Source organism: Streptomyces sp. NTD91, assembly GCF_059510455.1.
Genome location: NZ_JCAJZW010000016.1, coordinates 117192 through 134669, shown reverse-complemented (window position 1 = coordinate 134669; position 17478 = coordinate 117192). Strand labels below are relative to the sequence as shown.

Here is a 17478-nt window from a genome sequence, read left to right as displayed (position 1 = left end):
TTCAGCCCTCCGAAGGAGCGAGGCGCTCGAGCTCCGCCTGGGTGGACTTCAACAGGTCGTTCCAGGACGCCTCGAACTTCTCGACGCCCTCGTCCTCCAGCACCTGCACCACGTCGTCGTACGAGATGCCGAGCTTCTCCAGCGCGTCCAGGTCGGCGCGCGCCTGCTCGTAGGTGCCGGCGATCGTGTCGCCGCTGATCTCGCCGTGGTCCTCGGCCGCCTCCAGCGTGGCCTGGGGCATGGTGTTGACCGTGTTCGGCGCGACCAGCTCGGTGACGTACAGGGTGTCCGGGTACGCCGGGTCCTTCACGCCGGTCGACGCCCACAGGGGACGCTGCCTGTTGGCGCCCGCGTTCTCCAGCGCCTGCCAGCGGCTGGAGGAGAAGACCTCCTCGTACGCCTGGTAGGCGAGGCGCGCGTTGGCGACGCCGGCCTTGCCGCGCAGCGCCTTGGCCTCCTCGGTGCCGATGCCGTCCAGGCGCTTGTCGATCTCGGTGTCGACGCGGGACACGAAGAAGGACGCCACGGAGTGGATCAGCGACAGGTCCAGGCCGCGCTCCTTGGCCTTCTCCAGGCCGGAGAGGTAGGCGTCCATGACGGCCCGGTACCGCTGGAGGGAGAAGATCAGCGTGACGTTCACGCTGATGCCGAGGCCGATGGTCTCGGTGATCGCCGGCAGACCCGCCTGGGTGGCCGGGATCTTGATCAGGGTGTTGGGCCGGTCCACCAACCAGGCCAGCTGCTTGGCCTCGGCGACGGTGGCCCGGGCGTCGTGGGCGAGGCGCGGGTCGACCTCGATGGACACCCGGCCGTCCTTGCCGCCGGTGGCGTCGAAGACGGGGCGCAGGATGTCGGCGGCGTCGCGGACGTCCGCCGTGGTGATCATGCGGATGGCCTCTTCCACGGTGACCTTGCGCGCGGCGAGGTCCGAGACCTGCTGGTCGTAGCCTTCGCCCTGCGAGATCGCCTTCTGGAAGATCGTCGGATTGGTGGTGACGCCCACGACGTGCTGCTGGTCGATCAGCTCGGCGAGGTTGCCGGACGTGATCCGCTTGCGCGACAGGTCGTCCAGCCAGATCGCCACGCCTTCCTCGGAGAGGCGCTTGAGTGCGTCTGTCATGGAATTACATCTCCTACGGGTCGTATATGAGCGTCAGCGCTGGGCGGCGGCGATGGATTCCCGGGCCTTGGCGGCCACGTTCTCGGCGGTGAAGCCGAACTCGCGGAAGAGGACCTTGCCGTCGGCGGAAGCACCGAAGTGCTCCAGGGAAACGATGCGGCCGGCGTCCCCGACGTACCGGTACCAGGTCAGCCCGATGCCTGCCTCCACGGCCACACGGGCCTTGACGGACGGCGGGAGCACGGAGTCCCGGTACCCCTGGTCCTGCTGCTCGAACCATTCGACGGACGGCATCGACACCACGCGCGTCGGGACGCCCCCGGCCTGGAGCTGCTCCCGCGCCTCGACCGCGATGTGCACCTCGGAACCGGTGGCGATCAGGATGACCTGCGGCGCCGCGCTCCGTCCTTCGGGCCCTTCGGCCTCGAACAGGACGTAACCGCCGCGGGCGGCGTCCTCATCGGGCTCGTACGTCGGCACGCCCTGGCGGGTGAGCGCCAGGCCGTGCGGCTGGCCCTTGCCGAACTCCTTGGTCCAGCGGCGCAGGATCTCGCGCCAGGCGATCGCGGTCTCGTTGGCGTCGGCCGGGCGGACGATGTTCAGGCCCGGGATGGCGCGCAGCGAGGCCAGGTGCTCGACCGGCTGGTGGGTGGGGCCGTCCTCGCCGAGGCCGATGGAGTCGTGCGTCCACACGTACGTCACCGGCAGGTGCATCAGGGCCGACAGGCGCACCGCGTTGCGCATGTAGTCGGAGAAGACGAGGAACGTGCCGCCGTAGACGCGGGTGTTGCCGTGCAGCGTGATGCCGTTCAGCTCGGCGCCCATGGAGTGCTCGCGGATGCCGAAGTGGATCGTGCGGCCGTACGGGTTGGCCTCGGGCAGCGGGTTGCCCGCGGGCAGGAACGAGCTCTCCTTGTCGATCGTCGTGTTGTTCGACCCGGCGAGGTCGGCGGAGCCGCCCCACAGCTCGGGGATCACGGCGCCGAGCGCCTGCAGCACCTTGCCGGACGCGGCACGCGTCGCGACGCCCTTGCCCGGCTCGAAGACCGGGATCTTCTCCTCCCAGCCGGTGGGCAGCTCGCCCCGGCTGATGCGGTCGAACTCGGCGGCGCGCTCGGGGTTGTCGTCCCGCCACACCTGCAGGGCCTTCTCCCACTCGGCGCGCGCCTGGGCGCCGCGCTCCAGGGCCTTGCGGGTGTGGGTGATCACCTCGTCCTCGACCTGGAAGTGCTTGTCGGGGGCGAAGCCGAGGACGCGCTTGGTGGCCGCGACCTCCTCGTCGCCCAGCGCCGAGCCGTGCGCGGCCTCGGTGTTCTGGGCGTTGGGGGCCGGCCAGGCGATGATCGACCGCATCGCGATGAAGGACGGCTTGTCCGTGATCTTCTTCGCCTCCTGGATCGCGGCGTGGATCGCCTGCGGGTCCAGGTCGCCGTCCGCCTTCGGCTCGACGCGCTGCACGTGCCAGCCGTACGCCTCGTACCGCTTGACGGTGTCCTCGGAGACGGCCGTCTCGGTGTCGCCCTCGATCGAGATGTGGTTGTCGTCCCACAGCAGGATCAGGTTGCCGAGCCTCTGGTGGCCCGCCAGCGAGGAGGCCTCGGCGGAGATGCCCTCCTGCAGGCAGCCGTCGCCGGCGATGCAGTAGACGAAGTGGTCGAAGGGGGACTCGCCGACGGCCGCGTCCGGGTCGAACAGACCGCGCTCGTAGCGGGCGGCCATCGCCATGCCCACCGCGTTGGCGACACCCTGGCCGAGCGGACCGGTGGTGGTCTCGACACCCTTGGTGTGCCCGTACTCCGGGTGGCCCGGGGTCTTCGAACCCCAGGTGCGGAAGGACTCCAGGTCCTCGAGCTCCAGACCGAAGCCGGCCAGGTAGAGCTGCGTGTAGAGGGTCAGGGACGAGTGGCCGGCGGACAGCACGAAGCGGTCGCGCCCGACCCACTCCGGGTCGGCGGGGTCGTGCCGCATCACCTTCTGGAAGAGGGTGTAGGCGGCCGGGGCCAGGCTCATCGCCGTACCGGGATGGCCGTTGCCGACCTTCTGTACGGCGTCGGCGGCCAGGACACGGGCGGTGTCCACGGCCCGCTGGTCCAGCTCGGTCCACTCAAGGTCTGTGGTGGTCGGCTTGGTGCTCACCCTGGGTCAGGGCTCCTCTCCACATGTCGGTCGCCGGTCGTCGGGGCACTACGCGCCCACCCGGCCGCCGGCGTGCTTCTGCCCGCCGGCCGCTGACGAGCCTACCCCCGTGAGGACGTGCATTTTTTCGAGTGTTTCCAGACTGCCGGGACTCCGTGTCATCCGCCTCCCGACTGGCCGACAAGGGCATTTGGCACATGAATACGGAGGCGGTCATCTGAGCGCTCAATCGAGTGCCGTGTCCCCTCTTATGGGGGGTGTGTCAACACGACCCCACCCCCGCGAAGGACGAGGTATGGGCAACGTCTAAAGTGGCGTGGTACGCGCGAGCCTTACCGGCAGTTCCCAGGAAAGGCTCGCTGGGAGTCTCTGTCAGGGGTGTGCGTGACGGTCGTCGAATCCCGTCCTGGGGGCACCTCCCAGGCCCTCAAGGCCCTGGGGGAGGGTGTGCTCGGTGGTGCGGGCCAGGGCCCGGTTCACCGGCCGTTCGGGGCCCGTGTCAAGGCGTTCGTGGCTCTGACCAAGCCGCGGATCATCGAGCTGCTGCTCATCACCACCGTTCCGGTGATGTTCCTGGCGCAGCGGGGCGTGCCGGACCTGAAGCTGGTCCTGCTGACCTGCGTCGGCGGCTACCTCTCGGCGGGCGGCGCCAACGCGCTGAACATGTACATCGACCGGGACATCGACGCCCTGATGGACCGCACCGCGCAGCGGCCGCTGGTGACCGGCATGGTCAGCCCGCCCGAGTGCCTCGCCTTCGGCATCGCCCTGGCGGTCGTCTCGACGCTGCTGTTCGGTTTCACCGTCAACTGGCTGAGCGCGTGGCTCTCGCTCGGAGCGCTCCTTTTCTACGTCGTCGTCTACACGATGATCCTCAAGCGGCGTACGTCGCAGAACATCGTGTGGGGCGGCATCGCGGGCTGCATGCCCGTGCTCATCGGCTGGTCGGCCGTGACGGACTCCCTTTCCTGGGCGCCGGTGATCCTCTTCATGGTGATCTTCTTCTGGACCCCGCCGCACTACTGGCCGCTGTCCATGAAGGTGAAGGACGACTACGCGCGCGTGGGCGTTCCGATGCTGCCGGTCATCGCCTCCAACAAGGTCGTCGCCAGGCAGATCGTCATCTACAGCTGGGTGATGGTCGCCGTCTCCCTGCTCCTCACCCCGCTCGGCTACACCGGCTGGTTCTACACGGCCGTCGCGGTGGCCGCCGGCGGCTGGTGGCTGTGGGAGGCGCACGCGCTGCAGAACAGGGCCAAGGCCGAGGTCGCGGGCGCGAAGCTGAAGGAGATGCGGCTGTTCCACTGGTCCATCACCTATGTGTCGCTGCTGTTCGTGGCGATCGCGGTGGACCCGTTCCTGCGCTGAGGCACACCGGGCGTACGTCACAGAGCCCCGCCCTCGCCAGTCGATCTACCCGCGAGTAGCATCCTGGTCATGGCAGACACGCAGCAGGTTGACGCGAGGGCCGAGCGCAAGGTGGCCGAGCTCGCCCGGGAGATCAGTGCCTTCGCCAAGGTGCACGGCGGCGCCGAGGGCCAGGTGGCCTACATCGGCGAGCGCGGCGCCCGCATCGTCCTCGTAGGCGAGGACGGCGGCTGGGGCGATCTCGTGGCGCCCACGTACGCCGTCGCCGAGCAGGCGGTGGAGAAGTCCGGCATCACGCGCCACGAGTCCTTCGACGGCGAGTTCGCGGCGAAGGTGAAGACGGGCGCGTACGAATGGAAAAGGATGGCCGGCATCCAGATCGGCGGCTGAAACAACGCGCCCCGAAGGGGCGCAGGACTGCGTCGGCATACGGCTCCGCCGCGCGGGCGCGAGCGACCGGCGACGGCCCGCAGCCGCCGCTCGATGCGTATTCCCGGGCCGAACCGCCACCTCGAACCCCCTTCCCCCGTTAGGCCGTTGAAGCCCAGCGCAGCGGGGAGGCCGGGAATGATCGAAACGCCGTCCCTCGTGGACCAGTACTGCCACGGCGTACTGAGAACGGAGCTGGGCCTCGGCACCTTCGAGGCTCAGCTCGCCCGCACCGAGGGACCGCCCGCCCCCGGCACCACTCTCTTCGACACCCAGACCGGCTTCGCCGTCCGGCGCTGGTGCCCGCCCCTGCTCGGCCTGGAACCGCACTGCCCGCCCGCCCGCTATCTGGCCCGGCGCCGGGAAGTGGGCGTGCTGGAAGCGGGCCGCAGGCTGCTGCGCGGCAGCGGCATCACCACGTACCTGGTCGACACAGGACTGCCCGGCGACCTCACCGGCCCCGGCGAGATGGCGTCCACCGGCGAGGCCGAGGCCCGCGAGATCGTCCGGCTGGAGCAGCTGGCGGAGCAGGTCGCCGACACCTCCGGCACCGTCGAGTCCTTCCTCGCCAACCTCGCCGAGTCGGTGCACGGAGCCGCCGCGAGCGCCGTCGCCTTCACCTCCGTCGCCGGTGTCCGGCACGGTCTCGCGCTGGCACCCGAGCCGCCGGGACCGGGGGAGGTGCGGGGCGCGGCGGGCCGCTGGCTGGCCGGACGCCGGGTCGGCGGGCCGCTCACCGATCCGGTGCTGCTGCGACACCTGCTGTGGATCGCGGTCGCCTCGGGCCTGCCCCTGCAACTGCACGCCGGACTCGGCGAGCCGGGCTCCCGCATCGACCGCACCGACCCCGTGCTGCTCACCGACTTCGTGCGGGCCACGGCCGCCCTCGGCACCGATCTGATCCTGCTGCACGGCTATCCGTACCACCGCCACGCCGCCCATCTGGCCGGCGTCTTCCCGCACGTCTACACCGACTCCGGCGCCGCGCTCGTGCGGACCGGCGCCCGGGCGGCGACCGTCCTCGCCGAGATCCTGGAGCTGGCGCCCTTCGGCAAGATCCTCTTCTCCACGGGCGCCCACGGCCTGCCCGAGCTGCACGTCGTCGGCGCCCACCTGTTCCGCGACGCCCTGGGGCGGGTGCTGGGCAGCTGGGTTGCCGACGGCGCCTGGTGCCTGGAGGACGCCCAGCGGGTGGCCCGGATGGTCGCGGCGGACAACGCACGCCGGGTCTACGGGCTGAGCGGCTGAGGGCGGCTACGCGCGCGTGCCGACCGCCACCTCGGCCGAGGGGCCGGGGAGGCCCAGGTCGGCCGCCGGGCGTTCGCGGAGGGCCAGCAGGACGCGCAGGACGCCGATCCACACCAGGCAGGAGCCGAGCATGTGCAGGCCGACCAGAAACTCCGGCAGGTGCGTGAAGTACTGGACGTAACCGACCACGCCCTGGGCGAGCAGGATCAGGAACAGATCGCGGGTGCGGGCGAGCGGTCCCTTCGGCGCGTCCACCGCCTTGAGCACGAACCACAGCGCGAACGTCAGCGTCACCACGATCCAGGCGAGCACCGCGTGCAGCTTGGCCACGGTCTCCCAGTCGATGGGGATCCGCTTGACGTCGCTGGAGTCACCCGCGTGCGGTCCGGCTCCGGTGACCACGGTGCCGACCGCGATGAGCAGCAGGGACGCGGTCACCAGGAACCACACGAGCTGCTGCACGGCTGTGCCGACCAGCGGGCGCGGGGCACCGTCGCCCTCGTGGGTGCGCTGCCACATCACGGCGGCGACCGCGACCAGCGCCGTCGCCAGCAGGAAGTGCGCCGCGACCGTGTACGGGTTGAGGCCGACGAGCACCACGATGCCGCCGAGGACCGCGTTGCCCATCACCAGCCAGAACTGCGCCCAGCCCAGGCGCGTCAGGCTGCGCCGGTAGGGCTTCTCGGCTCGGGCGGCGATGATCGCCCAGCCGACGGCGGCGCACAGCACATAGGTCAGCATGCGGTTGCCGAACTCGATCGCGCTGTGATAGCTCAGCGCGTTCGTCGGGGTCAGCGAGCCGTCCGTGCACTCGGGCCAGGTCGGGCAGCCGAGACCGGAGCCGGTGAGGCGGACGGCGCCGCCGGTGACGACGATGATCACCGACATCACGAGTGCGGCGAGGGCCGCGCGCTGAACCGTCCGGGGGGTCGGGGTCCAGCGTGCGGCGATGAAGGCGAGCGGGTTGCGCACGGCCGCTGCGGCGTCCGCGGGGTTCAGCTTGGGCACGCCCCCCATCGTAGGCCGCCGCTTGTGCACACTTTCACGAGGGTCCACGACGGCTCACTCCCAGCGGAAGAACTTTCCGGCCGCGGCCAGCCCGACGGCAGCCCACACGGCCAGGATCCCCAGGTCGCCCCACGGCATCCCGGCACCGTGCTGGAGGACGCCCCGCAGACCGTCCGACAGCGCGGAGATGGGCAGCAGCCCGAGGACGTGCTGCGCGCCCGCGCCGAACCTCTCCAGCGGCACGACGACCCCGCCGCCGACGAGCAGCAGCAGGAAGACCAGGTTGGCGGCGGCCAGGGTCGCCTCCGCCTTCAGGGTGCCCGCCATCAGCAGGCCCAGACCGGAGAAGGCGGCCGTGCCGAGGATCAGCAGGAGCAGGACGGCCGCCGGGTTCCCGTGCGGGTTCCAACCCAGCGCGAAGGCGATCACCGTCAGCAGGACCACCTGGAGGACCTCCGTGACCAGCACGGACGCCGTCTTGGCGGTCATCAGTCCCCAGCGGGGCAGCGGCGAGGCGGCGAGCCGCTTGAGCACGCCGTAGCGGCGCTCGAAGCCGGTGGCGATGGCCTGCCCGGTGAACGCCGTCGACATCACGGCGAGCGCCAGGATGCCGGGGGCGAGGAAGTCGACGGCCTTGCCCTTTCCGGTGTCGACGATGTCCACCGAGCTGAAGAGCACCAGCAGCAGGGTCGGGATGACCACGGTCAGCAGCAGCTGCTCGCCGTTGCGCAGCAGCATCTTCGTCTCCAGCACCGCCTGCGCCGCGATCATGCGGGGGAGGGGCGCCGCGCCCGGCTTCGGGGCGTACGTACCGGTTGCAGTGGTCACGAGCGCAGCTCCTTGCCGGTCAGCTCCAGGAAGACGTCCTCCAGCGTGTGCCGCTCCACCGAGATGCGGTCCGGCATCACTCCGTGCTGGGCGCACCAGGAGGTCACGGTCGCCAGCAGCTGCGGGTCGACGTCGCCGACGACGCGGTAGCTGCCCGGGGTCAGCTCGGCGGCCGTGCAGGAGGCCGGGAGGGCCTTCAGCAGGGAACCCACGTCGAGGCCGGGGCGGCCGGTGAAGCGCAGGGTGTTCTCGGCGCCGCCCTTGCACAGCTCCTCCGGGGAGCCCTGGGCGATGACCCGGCCGCCGTCGATGATCGCCACGTCGTCGGCGAGCTGCTCGGCCTCTTCCATGTAGTGGGTGGTGAGGATCACCGAGACGCCGTCGGAGCGCAGGTCCTTCACCAGGTCCCAGGTGGCCCGGCGCGCCTGCGGGTCCAGGCCGGCCGTCGGCTCGTCGAGGAAGACCAGTTCGGGACGCCCGACGACGGCCATGGCGAGCGCGAGCCGCTGCTGCTGCCCGCCGGAGAGGCGCCGGTAGCCGGTCCGGCCGCAGCTGCCCAGACCCAGCCGCTCGATCAGCGCGTCCACGTCCAGCGGGTACGCGTGCAGCTTGGCCACGTGCCGCAGCATCTCGTCCGCCCGGGCGCCGGAGTACACGCCGCCGGACTGGAGCATCACCCCGATCCGGGGGCGCAGCTCGGCGGACTGCCGTAGGGGGTCGAGGCCCAGGACACGCACCGTCCCGGAATCCGGCTTCCGGTACCCCTCGCAGGCCTCGACCGTGGTCGTCTTCCCGGCCCCGTTCGGACCGAGTACGGCGGTCACGCCCGCCTCGGCCACCAGGTCGAGGCGGTCCACCGCGGTCTTCGTGCCGTACCGCTTCACCAGGGCCTGGACCTCGACGAGCGGGTGCGACGCGAAGCGTCTCCCCGAGGGGCGGTGGCCGAAAGACGGCTGGGCGGGCTCACTTCGCATGGGTCCAGAGTCTAGGGAGACCGCTTGCCGATCAGGCGGGCGGGTGGCGGAACTCCTCCGCACGGGGCCGGTGCAGCGGCAGCCACCGCTCGGCGTAGGCCACGGCGTCCGCCACCGGGAAGAGCCGTACGTCCGCCGCGCCCACCTTCCCGCGCACGACCGGCCGGTCCCGCTCGAAGTCGTGCCCCAGCTCGTCGAAGCGGTCGGAGGTGATCGACACCTCGGTCACCGTCTCCCAGCCACCGCCGGGCGCCGGCCGGCCCACCTCGACCAGCGGCGCCGGGATGCGGTACTCGGCCAGGTGGAAGCCGGTGCAGGCGTCGTAGCCCGCGCCGAGCAGCAGTACGCGCGCACCCAGCCTCTCCAGCGCGGCCAGCGGGCTGCGCTCCCCGAGCCGGCAGTCGGGGGCGTGGCCGTCGGTGATCTCCCCGGCGAGCGGGCCGAGGGCCGCGAAGGAGGTCTGCGGATGCGCGCTGCGCCGGGCGCCCGGCCAGGTCCGCACGGTCTCCGGTACCGCGCCGACACCGCGGCTCGGGGTGGTCAGCGGGTCGTAGGGCGGCATGGTGGCCCGGATCCGGTCCCACCACTGCGCCGGCACGGGTGGTCTGCTCCACAGCGCGGGGTCCGAGAGGTCACCCGACTGGGTGGGGACGACGAGCGTGCCCGAGGGGCCGAGGACGTCGAGGAGTCCCTGGACGACGGCGACGGCCCCTCCGTTCACCCAGCCGAGCGAGCGGAGCGAGGAGTGGACCAGGAGAATCTCGCCGGGTTCGACACCCAGCGGGCGCAGCTCCGCGGCGATGGTGTCCCGGGTGACAAGAGGGCCGGTCGGAGGGGGTGTCGGCATGGTGGGGAGTCTTCCGGGCGGGTGGCGGGGTGTCACCTGGTTATCGGAAGGATGATCGATCAAAGATCGTTTCCGCAGGTCGGATTAGGTATGCCTAAGTGATGCAGGGCACCGCTCGGTGATCCGGACGCCGCTTGTCAGGCTCTCGGGAATTACGCAACAATGGCGTTGTGAAAAACGTCGACGAGGCTCGGGAGACCCCCCTGGGGGCCCCGCAGGAAGAGTTCGCGACCGGTGAGCGCTCCACGCGCAACCGTGTCGCGCGCTCCATCCTGGATCACGGCCCGTCGACCGTCGCCGAACTCGCCGGCCGGCTGGGACTGACCCAGGCAGCCGTCCGGCGCCACCTGGACGCGCTCGCCACGGAGAACGTGGTGGAGGCGCGCGAACAGCGTGTGTACGGCACGCGCACACGCGGTCGTCCCGCCAAGGTCTTCGCGCTCACCGACTGCGGCCGGGACGCCTTCGACCAGTCCTACGACAAGCTCGCCGCGGACGCGCTCCGCTGGATCGCGGAGCAGGGCGGCGGACCCGAGGCGGTCGCCGCCTTCGCCCGCGCCCGGATCGCGGCCCAGGCGAGCGCCTACCGCAAGGCGATCGAGGCGGCCGGCCCGGACGAGCGGGCCGAAGCGCTGGCCAAGGCCTTGAGTGCGGACGGGTACGCTGCTACGGCGCGCAGCGCACCGGTCGGCGAGCAGCTGTGCCAGCACCACTGCCCGGTCGCTCACGTCGCGGAGCAGTTCCCGCAGCTGTGCGAGGCGGAGACGGAGATCTTCGCCGAGCTGCTGGGTACCCACGTCCAGCGACTGGCGACCATCGCGCACGGCGACGGCGTCTGCACGACGTTCATCCCCAAGACATCCACTGACGCACCTGCAAGCACGGCCGGGAGGAACCCCGCATGACTCTCCCCACGGAGACTGCCCACCCTGAGCTCGAGGGCCTGGGCAAGTACGAATACGGCTGGGCCGACTCCGACGTGGCCGGTGCCTCCGCCAGGCGTGGCCTGAGCGAGGAGGTCGTCCGCGACATCTCCGGCAAGAAGTCGGAGCCGGAGTGGATGACCAAGCTGCGTCTGAAGGGCCTGAAGCTCTTCGAGAAGAAGCCGATGCCGAACTGGGGCTCCGACCTCTCGGGCATCGACTTCGACAACATCAAGTACTTCGTGCGCTCCACGGAGAAGCAGGCGGAGTCCTGGGAGGACCTGCCCGAGGACATCAAGAACACCTACGACAAGCTGGGCATCCCGGAGGCCGAGAAGCAGCGCCTCGTCGCCGGTGTCGCCGCCCAGTACGAGTCCGAGGTCGTCTACCACCAGATCCGGGAGGACCTGGAGGAGCAGGGCGTCGTCTTCCTCGACACCGACACCGCGCTGAAGGAGCACCCGGAGCTCTTCAAGGAGTACTTCGGGACCGTCATCCCCGCCGGTGACAACAAGTTCGCGGCCCTGAACACCGCCGTGTGGTCCGGTGGCTCCTTCATCTACGTGCCGCCGGGCGTGCACGTCGAGATCCCGCTCCAGGCCTACTTCCGCATCAACACGGAGAACATGGGCCAGTTCGAGCGGACCCTGATCATCGTCGACGAGGGTGCCTACGTGCACTACGTCGAGGGCTGCACCGCCCCGATCTACAAGTCGGACTCGCTGCACTCCGCGGTCGTCGAGATCATCGTCAAGAAGAACGCCCGCTGCCGTTACACGACCATCCAGAACTGGTCGAACAACGTCTACAACCTGGTCACCAAGCGCGCCGTCGCCTACGAGGGCGCGACCATGGAGTGGGTCGACGGCAACATCGGCTCCAAGGTGACGATGAAGTACCCGGCCGTCTACCTGATGGGCGAGCACGCCAAGGGCGAGACCCTCTCCATCGCCTTCGCGGGCGAGGGCCAGCACCAGGACGCCGGCGCCAAGATGGTGCACATGGCGCCGAACACCTCGTCCAACATCGTGTCGAAGTCGGTCGCGCGCGGTGGCGGCCGGACCTCCTACCGAGGTCTGATCGAGATCGGCGAGGGCGCCGCCGGCTCCAAGTCGAACGTACTGTGCGACGCGTTGCTGGTCGACACCGTCTCCCGCTCGGACACGTACCCGTACGTCGACGTCCGCGAGGACGACGTGTCCATGGGCCACGAGGCCACCGTCTCCAAGGTCTCCGAGGACCAGCTCTTCTACCTGATGAGCCGCGGCCTCTCCGAGGACGAGGCCATGGCGATGATCGTGCGCGGCTTCGTCGAGCCCATCGCCAAGGAGCTGCCCATGGAGTACGCGCTGGAGCTCAACCGGCTGATCGAGCTGCAGATGGAGGGCGCGGTCGGCTGACGCCCGCCCCGTCACCAGCAGACGTCCCACTCAGGAAAGAGAGCACTACGACAGCCATGGCTGAGGCCCAGAACTCCCCCACCCTCGAATCCGCTCGGGCGGGGGGACCCCTGCCCGTGGGATCCACCACCGCGGGCTCGATCGCGGTCGCCGCGGAGTCGACCGTCGTCTCGCGCATGAGCGCGCCCCCGTCCTTCGACGTGGCGGACTTCCCGGTCCCGCACGGCCGGGAGGAGGAGTGGCGGTTCACCCCGCTGGAGCGCCTGCGCGGGCTGCACGACGGCACGGCCGTTGCGAACGGCGGGGGCGTGAAGGTCACCGTCCAGGCCCCGGAGGGCGTCGTCGTCGAGACCGTGGACCGCGACGACGCGCGGCTCGGCAGGGCGGGCACCCCGGTGGACCGGGTCGCCGCCCAGGCGTACTCGGCGTTCGAGAAGGCCGGCGTGGTCACCGTCCCCAAGGAGACGGTGCTCACCGAGCCCATCCGGATCGCCGTGCACGGCGAGGGCGGCGTCGCCTTCGGCCACCAGGTGATCGAGCTGGGCGCCTTCGCCGAGGCCGTCGTCGTCATCGACCACACCGGTGACGCCGTGCTCGCCGCCAACGTGGACTACCTCCTGGGCGACGGCGCCAAGCTCACCGTCGTCTCCGTCCAGGACTGGGACGACAAGGCCGTCCACGTCGCCCAGCACAACGCGCTGGTCGGCCGGGACGCCTCCTTCAAGTCGGCCGTCGTCACCTTCGGCGGTGACGTGGTCCGTCTGCACCCGCGCGTGACGTACGCCGGCGCCGGCGGCGAGGCCGAGCTGTTCGGCCTGTACTTCACCGACGCCGGGCAGCACCAGGAACACCGCCTGCTGGTCACCCACAACACCCCGCACTGCAAGTCGAACGTCGTCTACAAGGGCGCGCTCCAGGGCGACGACGCGCACGCGGTCTGGATCGGCGACGTGCTCATCGAGGCCGAGGCCGAGGGCACGGACACCTACGAGATGAACCGCAACCTGGTCCTCACGGACGGCGCGCGCGTCGACTCGGTGCCGAACCTGGAGATCGAGACCGGTGAGATCGTCGGCGCCGGCCACGCCTCCGCCACCGGCCGCTTCGACGACGAACAGCTCTTCTACCTGATGGCCCGCGGCATCCCGGAGTACGAGGCCCGCCGCCTGGTGGTCCGCGGCTTCTTCGCCGAGCTGGTCCAGCAGATCGGTGTCGCCGACATCGAGGAGCGCCTGCTCGCCAGGATCGAGGAGGAGCTGGAGGCTTCGGTCGCATGAGCTTCGTACGCGTCTGCGGGCTGAGCGAGCTGGAGGAGGACACCCCGAAGCGGGTGGAGATCGACGGCACGCCCATCTCGGTCGTGAAGACCGACGGCGAGGTGTTCGCCGTCCACGACATCTGCTCCCATGCGAACGTCTCGCTAGCGGAGGGCGAGGTCGACGACTGCCACATCGAGTGCTGGCTGCACGGCTCGCGCTTCGACCTCCGTTCCGGCAAGCCGGACAGTCTTCCGGCGACGCGCCCCGTCCCCGTATACCCCGTCAAGATCGAAGGGGACGACGTTCTCGTCTCCCTCACCCAGGAGTCCTGAGGCACCCATGGCAACGCTTGAAATTCGAGACCTGCACGTCACCGTCGAGGCCGACAACGCCACGAAGGAGATCCTCAAGGGCGTCGACCTCACCGTGAAGCAGGGCGAGACGCACGCCATCATGGGCCCGAACGGCTCCGGCAAGTCGACCCTCGCCTACTCCCTCGCGGGTCACCCGAAGTACACGATCACCAGCGGCACCGTCACCCTCGACGGCGAGGACGTCCTGGAGATGTCCGTCGACGAGCGGGCCCGTGCCGGTCTGTTCCTGGCGATGCAGTACCCGGTCGAGGTCCCCGGCGTCTCGGTCTCCAACTTCCTGCGCACCTCCGCCACCGCCGTCCGCGGCGAGGCGCCGAAGCTGCGCACCTGGGTGAAGGAGGTCAAGGAGGCCATGGAGCGCCTCAACATGGACCCGTCCTTCGCCGAGCGCAACGTCAACGAGGGCTTCTCCGGCGGCGAGAAGAAGCGCCACGAGATCCTGCAGCTCGAGCTGCTCAAGCCGAAGATCGCGATCCTGGACGAGACCGACTCCGGCCTGGACGTCGACGCGCTCCGCATCGTCTCCGAGGGCGTCAACCGCGTCCGCGAGACCGGCGAGGTCGGCACCCTGCTGATCACGCACTACACGCGCATCCTGCGCTATATCAAGCCCGACCACGTCCACGTGTTCGCCGGCGGCCGCATCGTCGAGTCCGGCGGCCCGGAGCTCGCGGACAAGCTGGAGAACGAGGGCTACGAGGCTTACACGAAGGGTGGCGCATCCGAGTGACACAGCTGCCGGGCCTCCTCGACACCGAGGCGATCCGCAAGGACTTCCCCGTCCTGGACCGGCTGGTCCACGACGACAGGAAGCTCGTGTACCTGGACAACGCGGCGACCTCGCAGAAACCGCGCCAGGTGCTGGACGCCCTGAGCGAGTACTACGAGCGCTACAACGCCAACGTCCACCGCGGTGTGCATGTGCTCGCCGAGGAGGCCACGGCGCTGTACGAGGGCGCGCGCGACAAGGTGGCCGCGTTCGTCAACGCGCCCAGCCGCGACGAGGTGATCTTCACCAAGAACGCCTCCGAGTCGCTGAACCTCGTGGCGAACATGCTGGGCTGGGCCGACGAGCCCTATCGGGTGGACCACGAGACCGAGATCGTCATCACGGAGATGGAGCACCACTCCAACATCGTGCCCTGGCAGCTGCTCGCGCAGCGCACGGGCGCGAAGCTGAAGTGGTTCGGCCTCACCGACGACGGCCGGCTCGACCTGTCGAACATCGACGAGATCATCACGGAGAAGACGAAGATCGTCTCCTTCGTGCTGGTGTCGAACATCCTCGGCACGGTCAACCCGGTCGAGGCGATCGTGCGCCGCGCGCAGGAGGTCGGCGCGCTGGTGTGCATCGACGCCTCCCAGGCCGCCCCGCACATGCCACTGGACGTGCAGGCCCTGCAGGCCGACTTCGTCGCCTTCACCGGCCACAAGATGTGCGGTCCGACCGGCATCGGCGTCCTGTGGGGCCGCCAGGAGCTGCTGGAGGACCTGCCTCCGTTCCTCGGTGGCGGCGAGATGATCGAGACGGTGTCCATGCACTCCTCGACGTACGCCCCGGCACCGCACAAGTTCGAGGCGGGCACGCCCCCCATCGCGCAGGCGGTCGGTCTCGGCGCTGCGATCGACTACCTCCAGTCGATCGGCATGGAGAAGATCCTCGCCCATGAGCACGCGCTCACCGAGTACGCGGTGCAGCGGCTGCAGAAGGTCCCGGACCTGAGGATCATCGGCCCGACGACGGCCGAGGACCGGGGCGCCGCGATCTCCTTCACGCTGGGTGACATCCACCCGCACGACGTGGGCCAGGTCCTCGACGAGCAGGGCATCGCGGTCCGCGTCGGCCATCACTGCGCGCGGCCCGTCTGCCTCCGCTACGGAATTCCTGCGACCACGCGAGCGTCGTTCTATCTGTACTCCACGCCGGCCGAGATCGACGCTCTGGTCGACGGCCTGGAGCACGTACGGAACTTCTTCGGCTGAGAGGCGTGTCGACACCGTGAAGCTGGATTCGATGTACCAGGAAGTCATCCTGGACCACTACAAGAACCCGCACGGGCGTGGTCTGCGGGATGGCGACGCCGAGGTGCACCATGTGAACCCGACGTGCGGCGACGAGATCACCCTCCGTGTGAAGTACGACGGCACGCAGATCGCGGACGTCAGCTACGAGGGCCAGGGCTGCTCCATCAGCCAGGCCTCCGCCTCCGTACTGAACGAGCTGCTGGTCGGCAAGGACCTGGCCGACGCACAGAAGATCCAGGAGACCTTCCTGGAGCTGATGCAGTCCAAGGGCAGGATCGAGCCCGACGACGCGATGGAGGACATCCTGGAGGACGCGGTCGCGTTCGCCGGCGTCTCCAAGTACCCCGCGCGGGTCAAGTGCGCCCTCCTGAGCTGGATGGCGTGGAAGGACGCGACGGCCCAGGCGCTGGGTGGCGCCGACGCCGAAAGGAAGACGGCATGAGCGACACCGCTGAGATGAAGCCGGTCTCCGAGGAGGAACTCCGCGAGGCCCTGATGGACGTGGTCGACCCCGAACTGGGCATCGACGTCGTCAACCTCGGGCTGATCTACGGCATCCACATCGACGACTCGAATGTGGCCACGGTCGACATGACCCTGACCTCGGCGGCCTGCCCGCTGACGGACGTCATCGAGGACCAGGCCAAGTCCGCCACGGACGGCCTCGTCAACGAACTCCGCATCAACTGGGTCTGGATGCCGCCGTGGGGCCCGGACAAGATCACGGATGACGGCCGCGAGCAGCTTCGGGCGCTCGGGTTCAACGTCTGACGACAGGACCTGGCGACTGAGAGGGACCGCGGCACCCGGCCGCGGTCCCTTTCGTGTGCTCAGCCCAGCCCGTCCACCTGCAGGAACGCCGAGTCCTCGCGGTACAGGCCGGTGTCCTGGTGCGGGTCCGGCCCCAGCTGGGAGTTCGAGTTCTGGTGGCGCAGGAAGCGGCCCGGGTGGTCGACCGACTCCGGCATGGTCGCTCCGCCGACGGACGACCGGCGGGGGCAGAACGTCGCGTCCTGGCGGAACGGAAGGGTGTTGTCGTCACGTTCCGCGCGCAGCAGGAAGTCGCGGTGGCGCAGGTAGCCGCCCGTGGCGGTGACGAAGGCGTGACAGCGGCCGTCGGCAAGGCCGTTCCCGACCGTGAAGGTGGCGGACCGGCGCGCTTCCGGTGAGGTGACCCGGTCGAGCCTCACGTGGTGACCGCTGATGTGCCAGTGGCGGCGGAGTGGTTGACGGAGCGGACGGACCGGTGGTTCTGCGCGGCTTCGGGTGAACTCGCAGGTTTCGAAGGGTACTTGGCGGGGCCCGGCGTGCCGGAGGGCGGGTGCGCGGCGGCGGAGGGGGATGCGGTCGTGGGTCTGTGGTTGTCGTCCGGCGCGGGCGCGGGCGTACGGGCCGGGGGCGAGGCGAAGGAGAGCAGGCCGGGGCCGTCGTCCGTGGGGGCGCCGGCCGCCTGTGGGGTGCCGGTGCGCGGGGGCTCGCCGTCCATGGCCAAGGCCGTGACACGGGCCGCGACGACCGCGAGCGCCGGCGCACCGGCCG

At 70.1% G+C, this 17478-nt stretch carries 19 protein-coding genes; 11 read left to right on the top strand and 8 right to left on the bottom strand.

Features of this window, described 5'->3' with window-relative positions; genetic code table 11:
• Nucleotide 1 precedes the first annotated feature (1 nt).
• Nucleotides 2–1120, bottom strand: a complete 1119-nt coding sequence (tal, locus tag AC5WRT_RS18890) for a transaldolase (RefSeq protein WP_496096023.1) — start codon at nucleotides 1118–1120, stop codon at nucleotides 2–4.
• A gap of 33 nt (nucleotides 1121–1153) precedes the next feature.
• Nucleotides 1154–3256 carry a transketolase gene (tkt, locus tag AC5WRT_RS18885; RefSeq protein ID WP_496100423.1) on the bottom strand — a complete coding sequence of 701 codons (2103 nt, stop codon included), beginning with the start codon at nucleotides 3254–3256 and terminating at the stop codon, nucleotides 1154–1156.
• 378 nt (nucleotides 3257–3634) lie between these two features.
• Here tkt and AC5WRT_RS18880 point away from each other — a divergent pair, with 378 nt between their 5' ends.
• The 3 genes from AC5WRT_RS18880 to AC5WRT_RS18870 all read left to right on the top strand — a co-directional run bounded on the left by AC5WRT_RS18880 (nucleotide 3635) and on the right by AC5WRT_RS18870 (nucleotide 6301).
• Entirely contained in the window at nucleotides 3635–4624 is a 990-nt protein-coding gene (locus AC5WRT_RS18880; RefSeq protein ID WP_496096021.1) for a heme o synthase, read from the top strand.
• 69 nt (nucleotides 4625–4693) lie between these two features.
• A complete protein-coding gene (locus AC5WRT_RS18875; RefSeq protein ID WP_496096020.1) occupies nucleotides 4694–5014 on the top strand; it encodes a hypothetical protein in 321 nt (106 codons plus the stop codon).
• 177 nt (nucleotides 5015–5191) lie between these two features.
• Nucleotides 5192–6301, top strand: coding sequence for an amidohydrolase family protein (locus tag AC5WRT_RS18870; protein ID WP_496096019.1), 1110 nt, complete (start codon nucleotides 5192–5194; stop codon nucleotides 6299–6301).
• A gap of 6 nt (nucleotides 6302–6307) precedes the next feature.
• On the opposite strand, the gene AC5WRT_RS18865 is transcribed toward AC5WRT_RS18870, so the two are convergent.
• The 4 genes from AC5WRT_RS18865 to AC5WRT_RS18850 are packed head-to-tail and all read right to left on the bottom strand — an operon-like array spanning nucleotide 6308 to nucleotide 9958.
• A complete protein-coding gene (locus tag AC5WRT_RS18865; RefSeq protein ID WP_496096018.1) occupies nucleotides 6308–7318 on the bottom strand; it encodes a COX15/CtaA family protein in 1011 nt (336 codons plus the stop codon).
• Nucleotides 7319–7363: 45 nt separating this feature from the next.
• Entirely contained in the window at nucleotides 7364–8080 is a 717-nt protein-coding gene (locus tag AC5WRT_RS18860) for an ABC transporter permease (protein WP_496096037.1), read from the bottom strand.
• 53 nt (nucleotides 8081–8133) lie between these two features.
• Complete coding sequence (locus AC5WRT_RS18855; RefSeq protein WP_496096017.1) at nucleotides 8134–9111, bottom strand: ABC transporter ATP-binding protein; 978 nt, start codon at nucleotides 9109–9111, stop codon at nucleotides 8134–8136.
• Nucleotides 9112–9142: 31 nt separating this feature from the next.
• On the bottom strand, nucleotides 9143–9958 hold the full coding sequence (locus tag AC5WRT_RS18850) for an AAC(3) family N-acetyltransferase (protein ID WP_496096016.1): 816 nt from the start codon (nucleotides 9956–9958) through the stop codon (nucleotides 9143–9145).
• Between the two features lie 170 nt (nucleotides 9959–10128).
• On the opposite strand from AC5WRT_RS18850, the gene AC5WRT_RS18845 reads away from it, so the two are divergent.
• From AC5WRT_RS18845 to AC5WRT_RS18810, 8 genes are read left to right on the top strand one after another with little or no spacing between them, the layout of a single operon-like run.
• On the top strand, nucleotides 10129–10863 hold the full coding sequence (locus AC5WRT_RS18845; protein ID WP_496096015.1) for a helix-turn-helix transcriptional regulator: 735 nt from the start codon (nucleotides 10129–10131) through the stop codon (nucleotides 10861–10863).
• The gene (gene sufB / locus AC5WRT_RS18840) at nucleotides 10860–12281 is read left to right on the top strand and encodes a Fe-S cluster assembly protein SufB (RefSeq protein ID WP_496096014.1); all 1422 of its coding nucleotides are present in this window, start codon (nucleotides 10860–10862) and stop codon (nucleotides 12279–12281) included. Before AC5WRT_RS18845 ends, sufB begins: the two co-directional genes overlap by 4 nt.
• Nucleotides 12282–12337: 56 nt before the next feature.
• Nucleotides 12338–13558, top strand: coding sequence for a Fe-S cluster assembly protein SufD (sufD, locus tag AC5WRT_RS18835; protein WP_496096013.1), 1221 nt, complete (start codon nucleotides 12338–12340; stop codon nucleotides 13556–13558).
• Nucleotides 13555–13872 carry a non-heme iron oxygenase ferredoxin subunit gene (locus tag AC5WRT_RS18830; RefSeq protein ID WP_496096012.1) on the top strand — a complete coding sequence of 106 codons (318 nt, stop codon included), beginning with the start codon at nucleotides 13555–13557 and terminating at the stop codon, nucleotides 13870–13872. The genes sufD and AC5WRT_RS18830 overlap by 4 nt, the downstream gene beginning before the upstream one ends.
• A gap of 7 nt (nucleotides 13873–13879) precedes the next feature.
• Entirely contained in the window at nucleotides 13880–14644 is a 765-nt protein-coding gene (sufC, locus tag AC5WRT_RS18825; protein WP_496096011.1) for a Fe-S cluster assembly ATPase SufC, read from the top strand.
• Entirely contained in the window at nucleotides 14641–15897 is a 1257-nt protein-coding gene (locus tag AC5WRT_RS18820; protein WP_496096010.1) for a cysteine desulfurase, read from the top strand. The genes sufC and AC5WRT_RS18820 overlap by 4 nt, the downstream gene beginning before the upstream one ends.
• Before the next feature lie 16 nt (nucleotides 15898–15913).
• Entirely contained in the window at nucleotides 15914–16381 is a 468-nt protein-coding gene (gene sufU / locus AC5WRT_RS18815) for a Fe-S cluster assembly sulfur transfer protein SufU (RefSeq protein ID WP_330340759.1), read from the top strand.
• Complete coding sequence (locus AC5WRT_RS18810; RefSeq protein WP_330340760.1) at nucleotides 16378–16710, top strand: metal-sulfur cluster assembly factor; 333 nt, start codon at nucleotides 16378–16380, stop codon at nucleotides 16708–16710. The genes sufU and AC5WRT_RS18810 overlap by 4 nt, the downstream gene beginning before the upstream one ends.
• Before the next feature lie 59 nt (nucleotides 16711–16769).
• Here AC5WRT_RS18810 and AC5WRT_RS18805 read toward each other — a convergent pair whose 3' ends face one another.
• Nucleotides 16770–17129 carry an AbfB domain-containing protein gene (locus AC5WRT_RS18805; RefSeq protein WP_496096009.1) on the bottom strand — a complete coding sequence of 120 codons (360 nt, stop codon included), beginning with the start codon at nucleotides 17127–17129 and terminating at the stop codon, nucleotides 16770–16772.
• Complete coding sequence (locus tag AC5WRT_RS18800) at nucleotides 17126–17425, bottom strand: hypothetical protein (RefSeq protein WP_496096008.1); 300 nt, start codon at nucleotides 17423–17425, stop codon at nucleotides 17126–17128. The genes AC5WRT_RS18805 and AC5WRT_RS18800 overlap by 4 nt, the downstream gene beginning before the upstream one ends.
• Nucleotides 17426–17478: the final 53 nt, after the last annotated feature.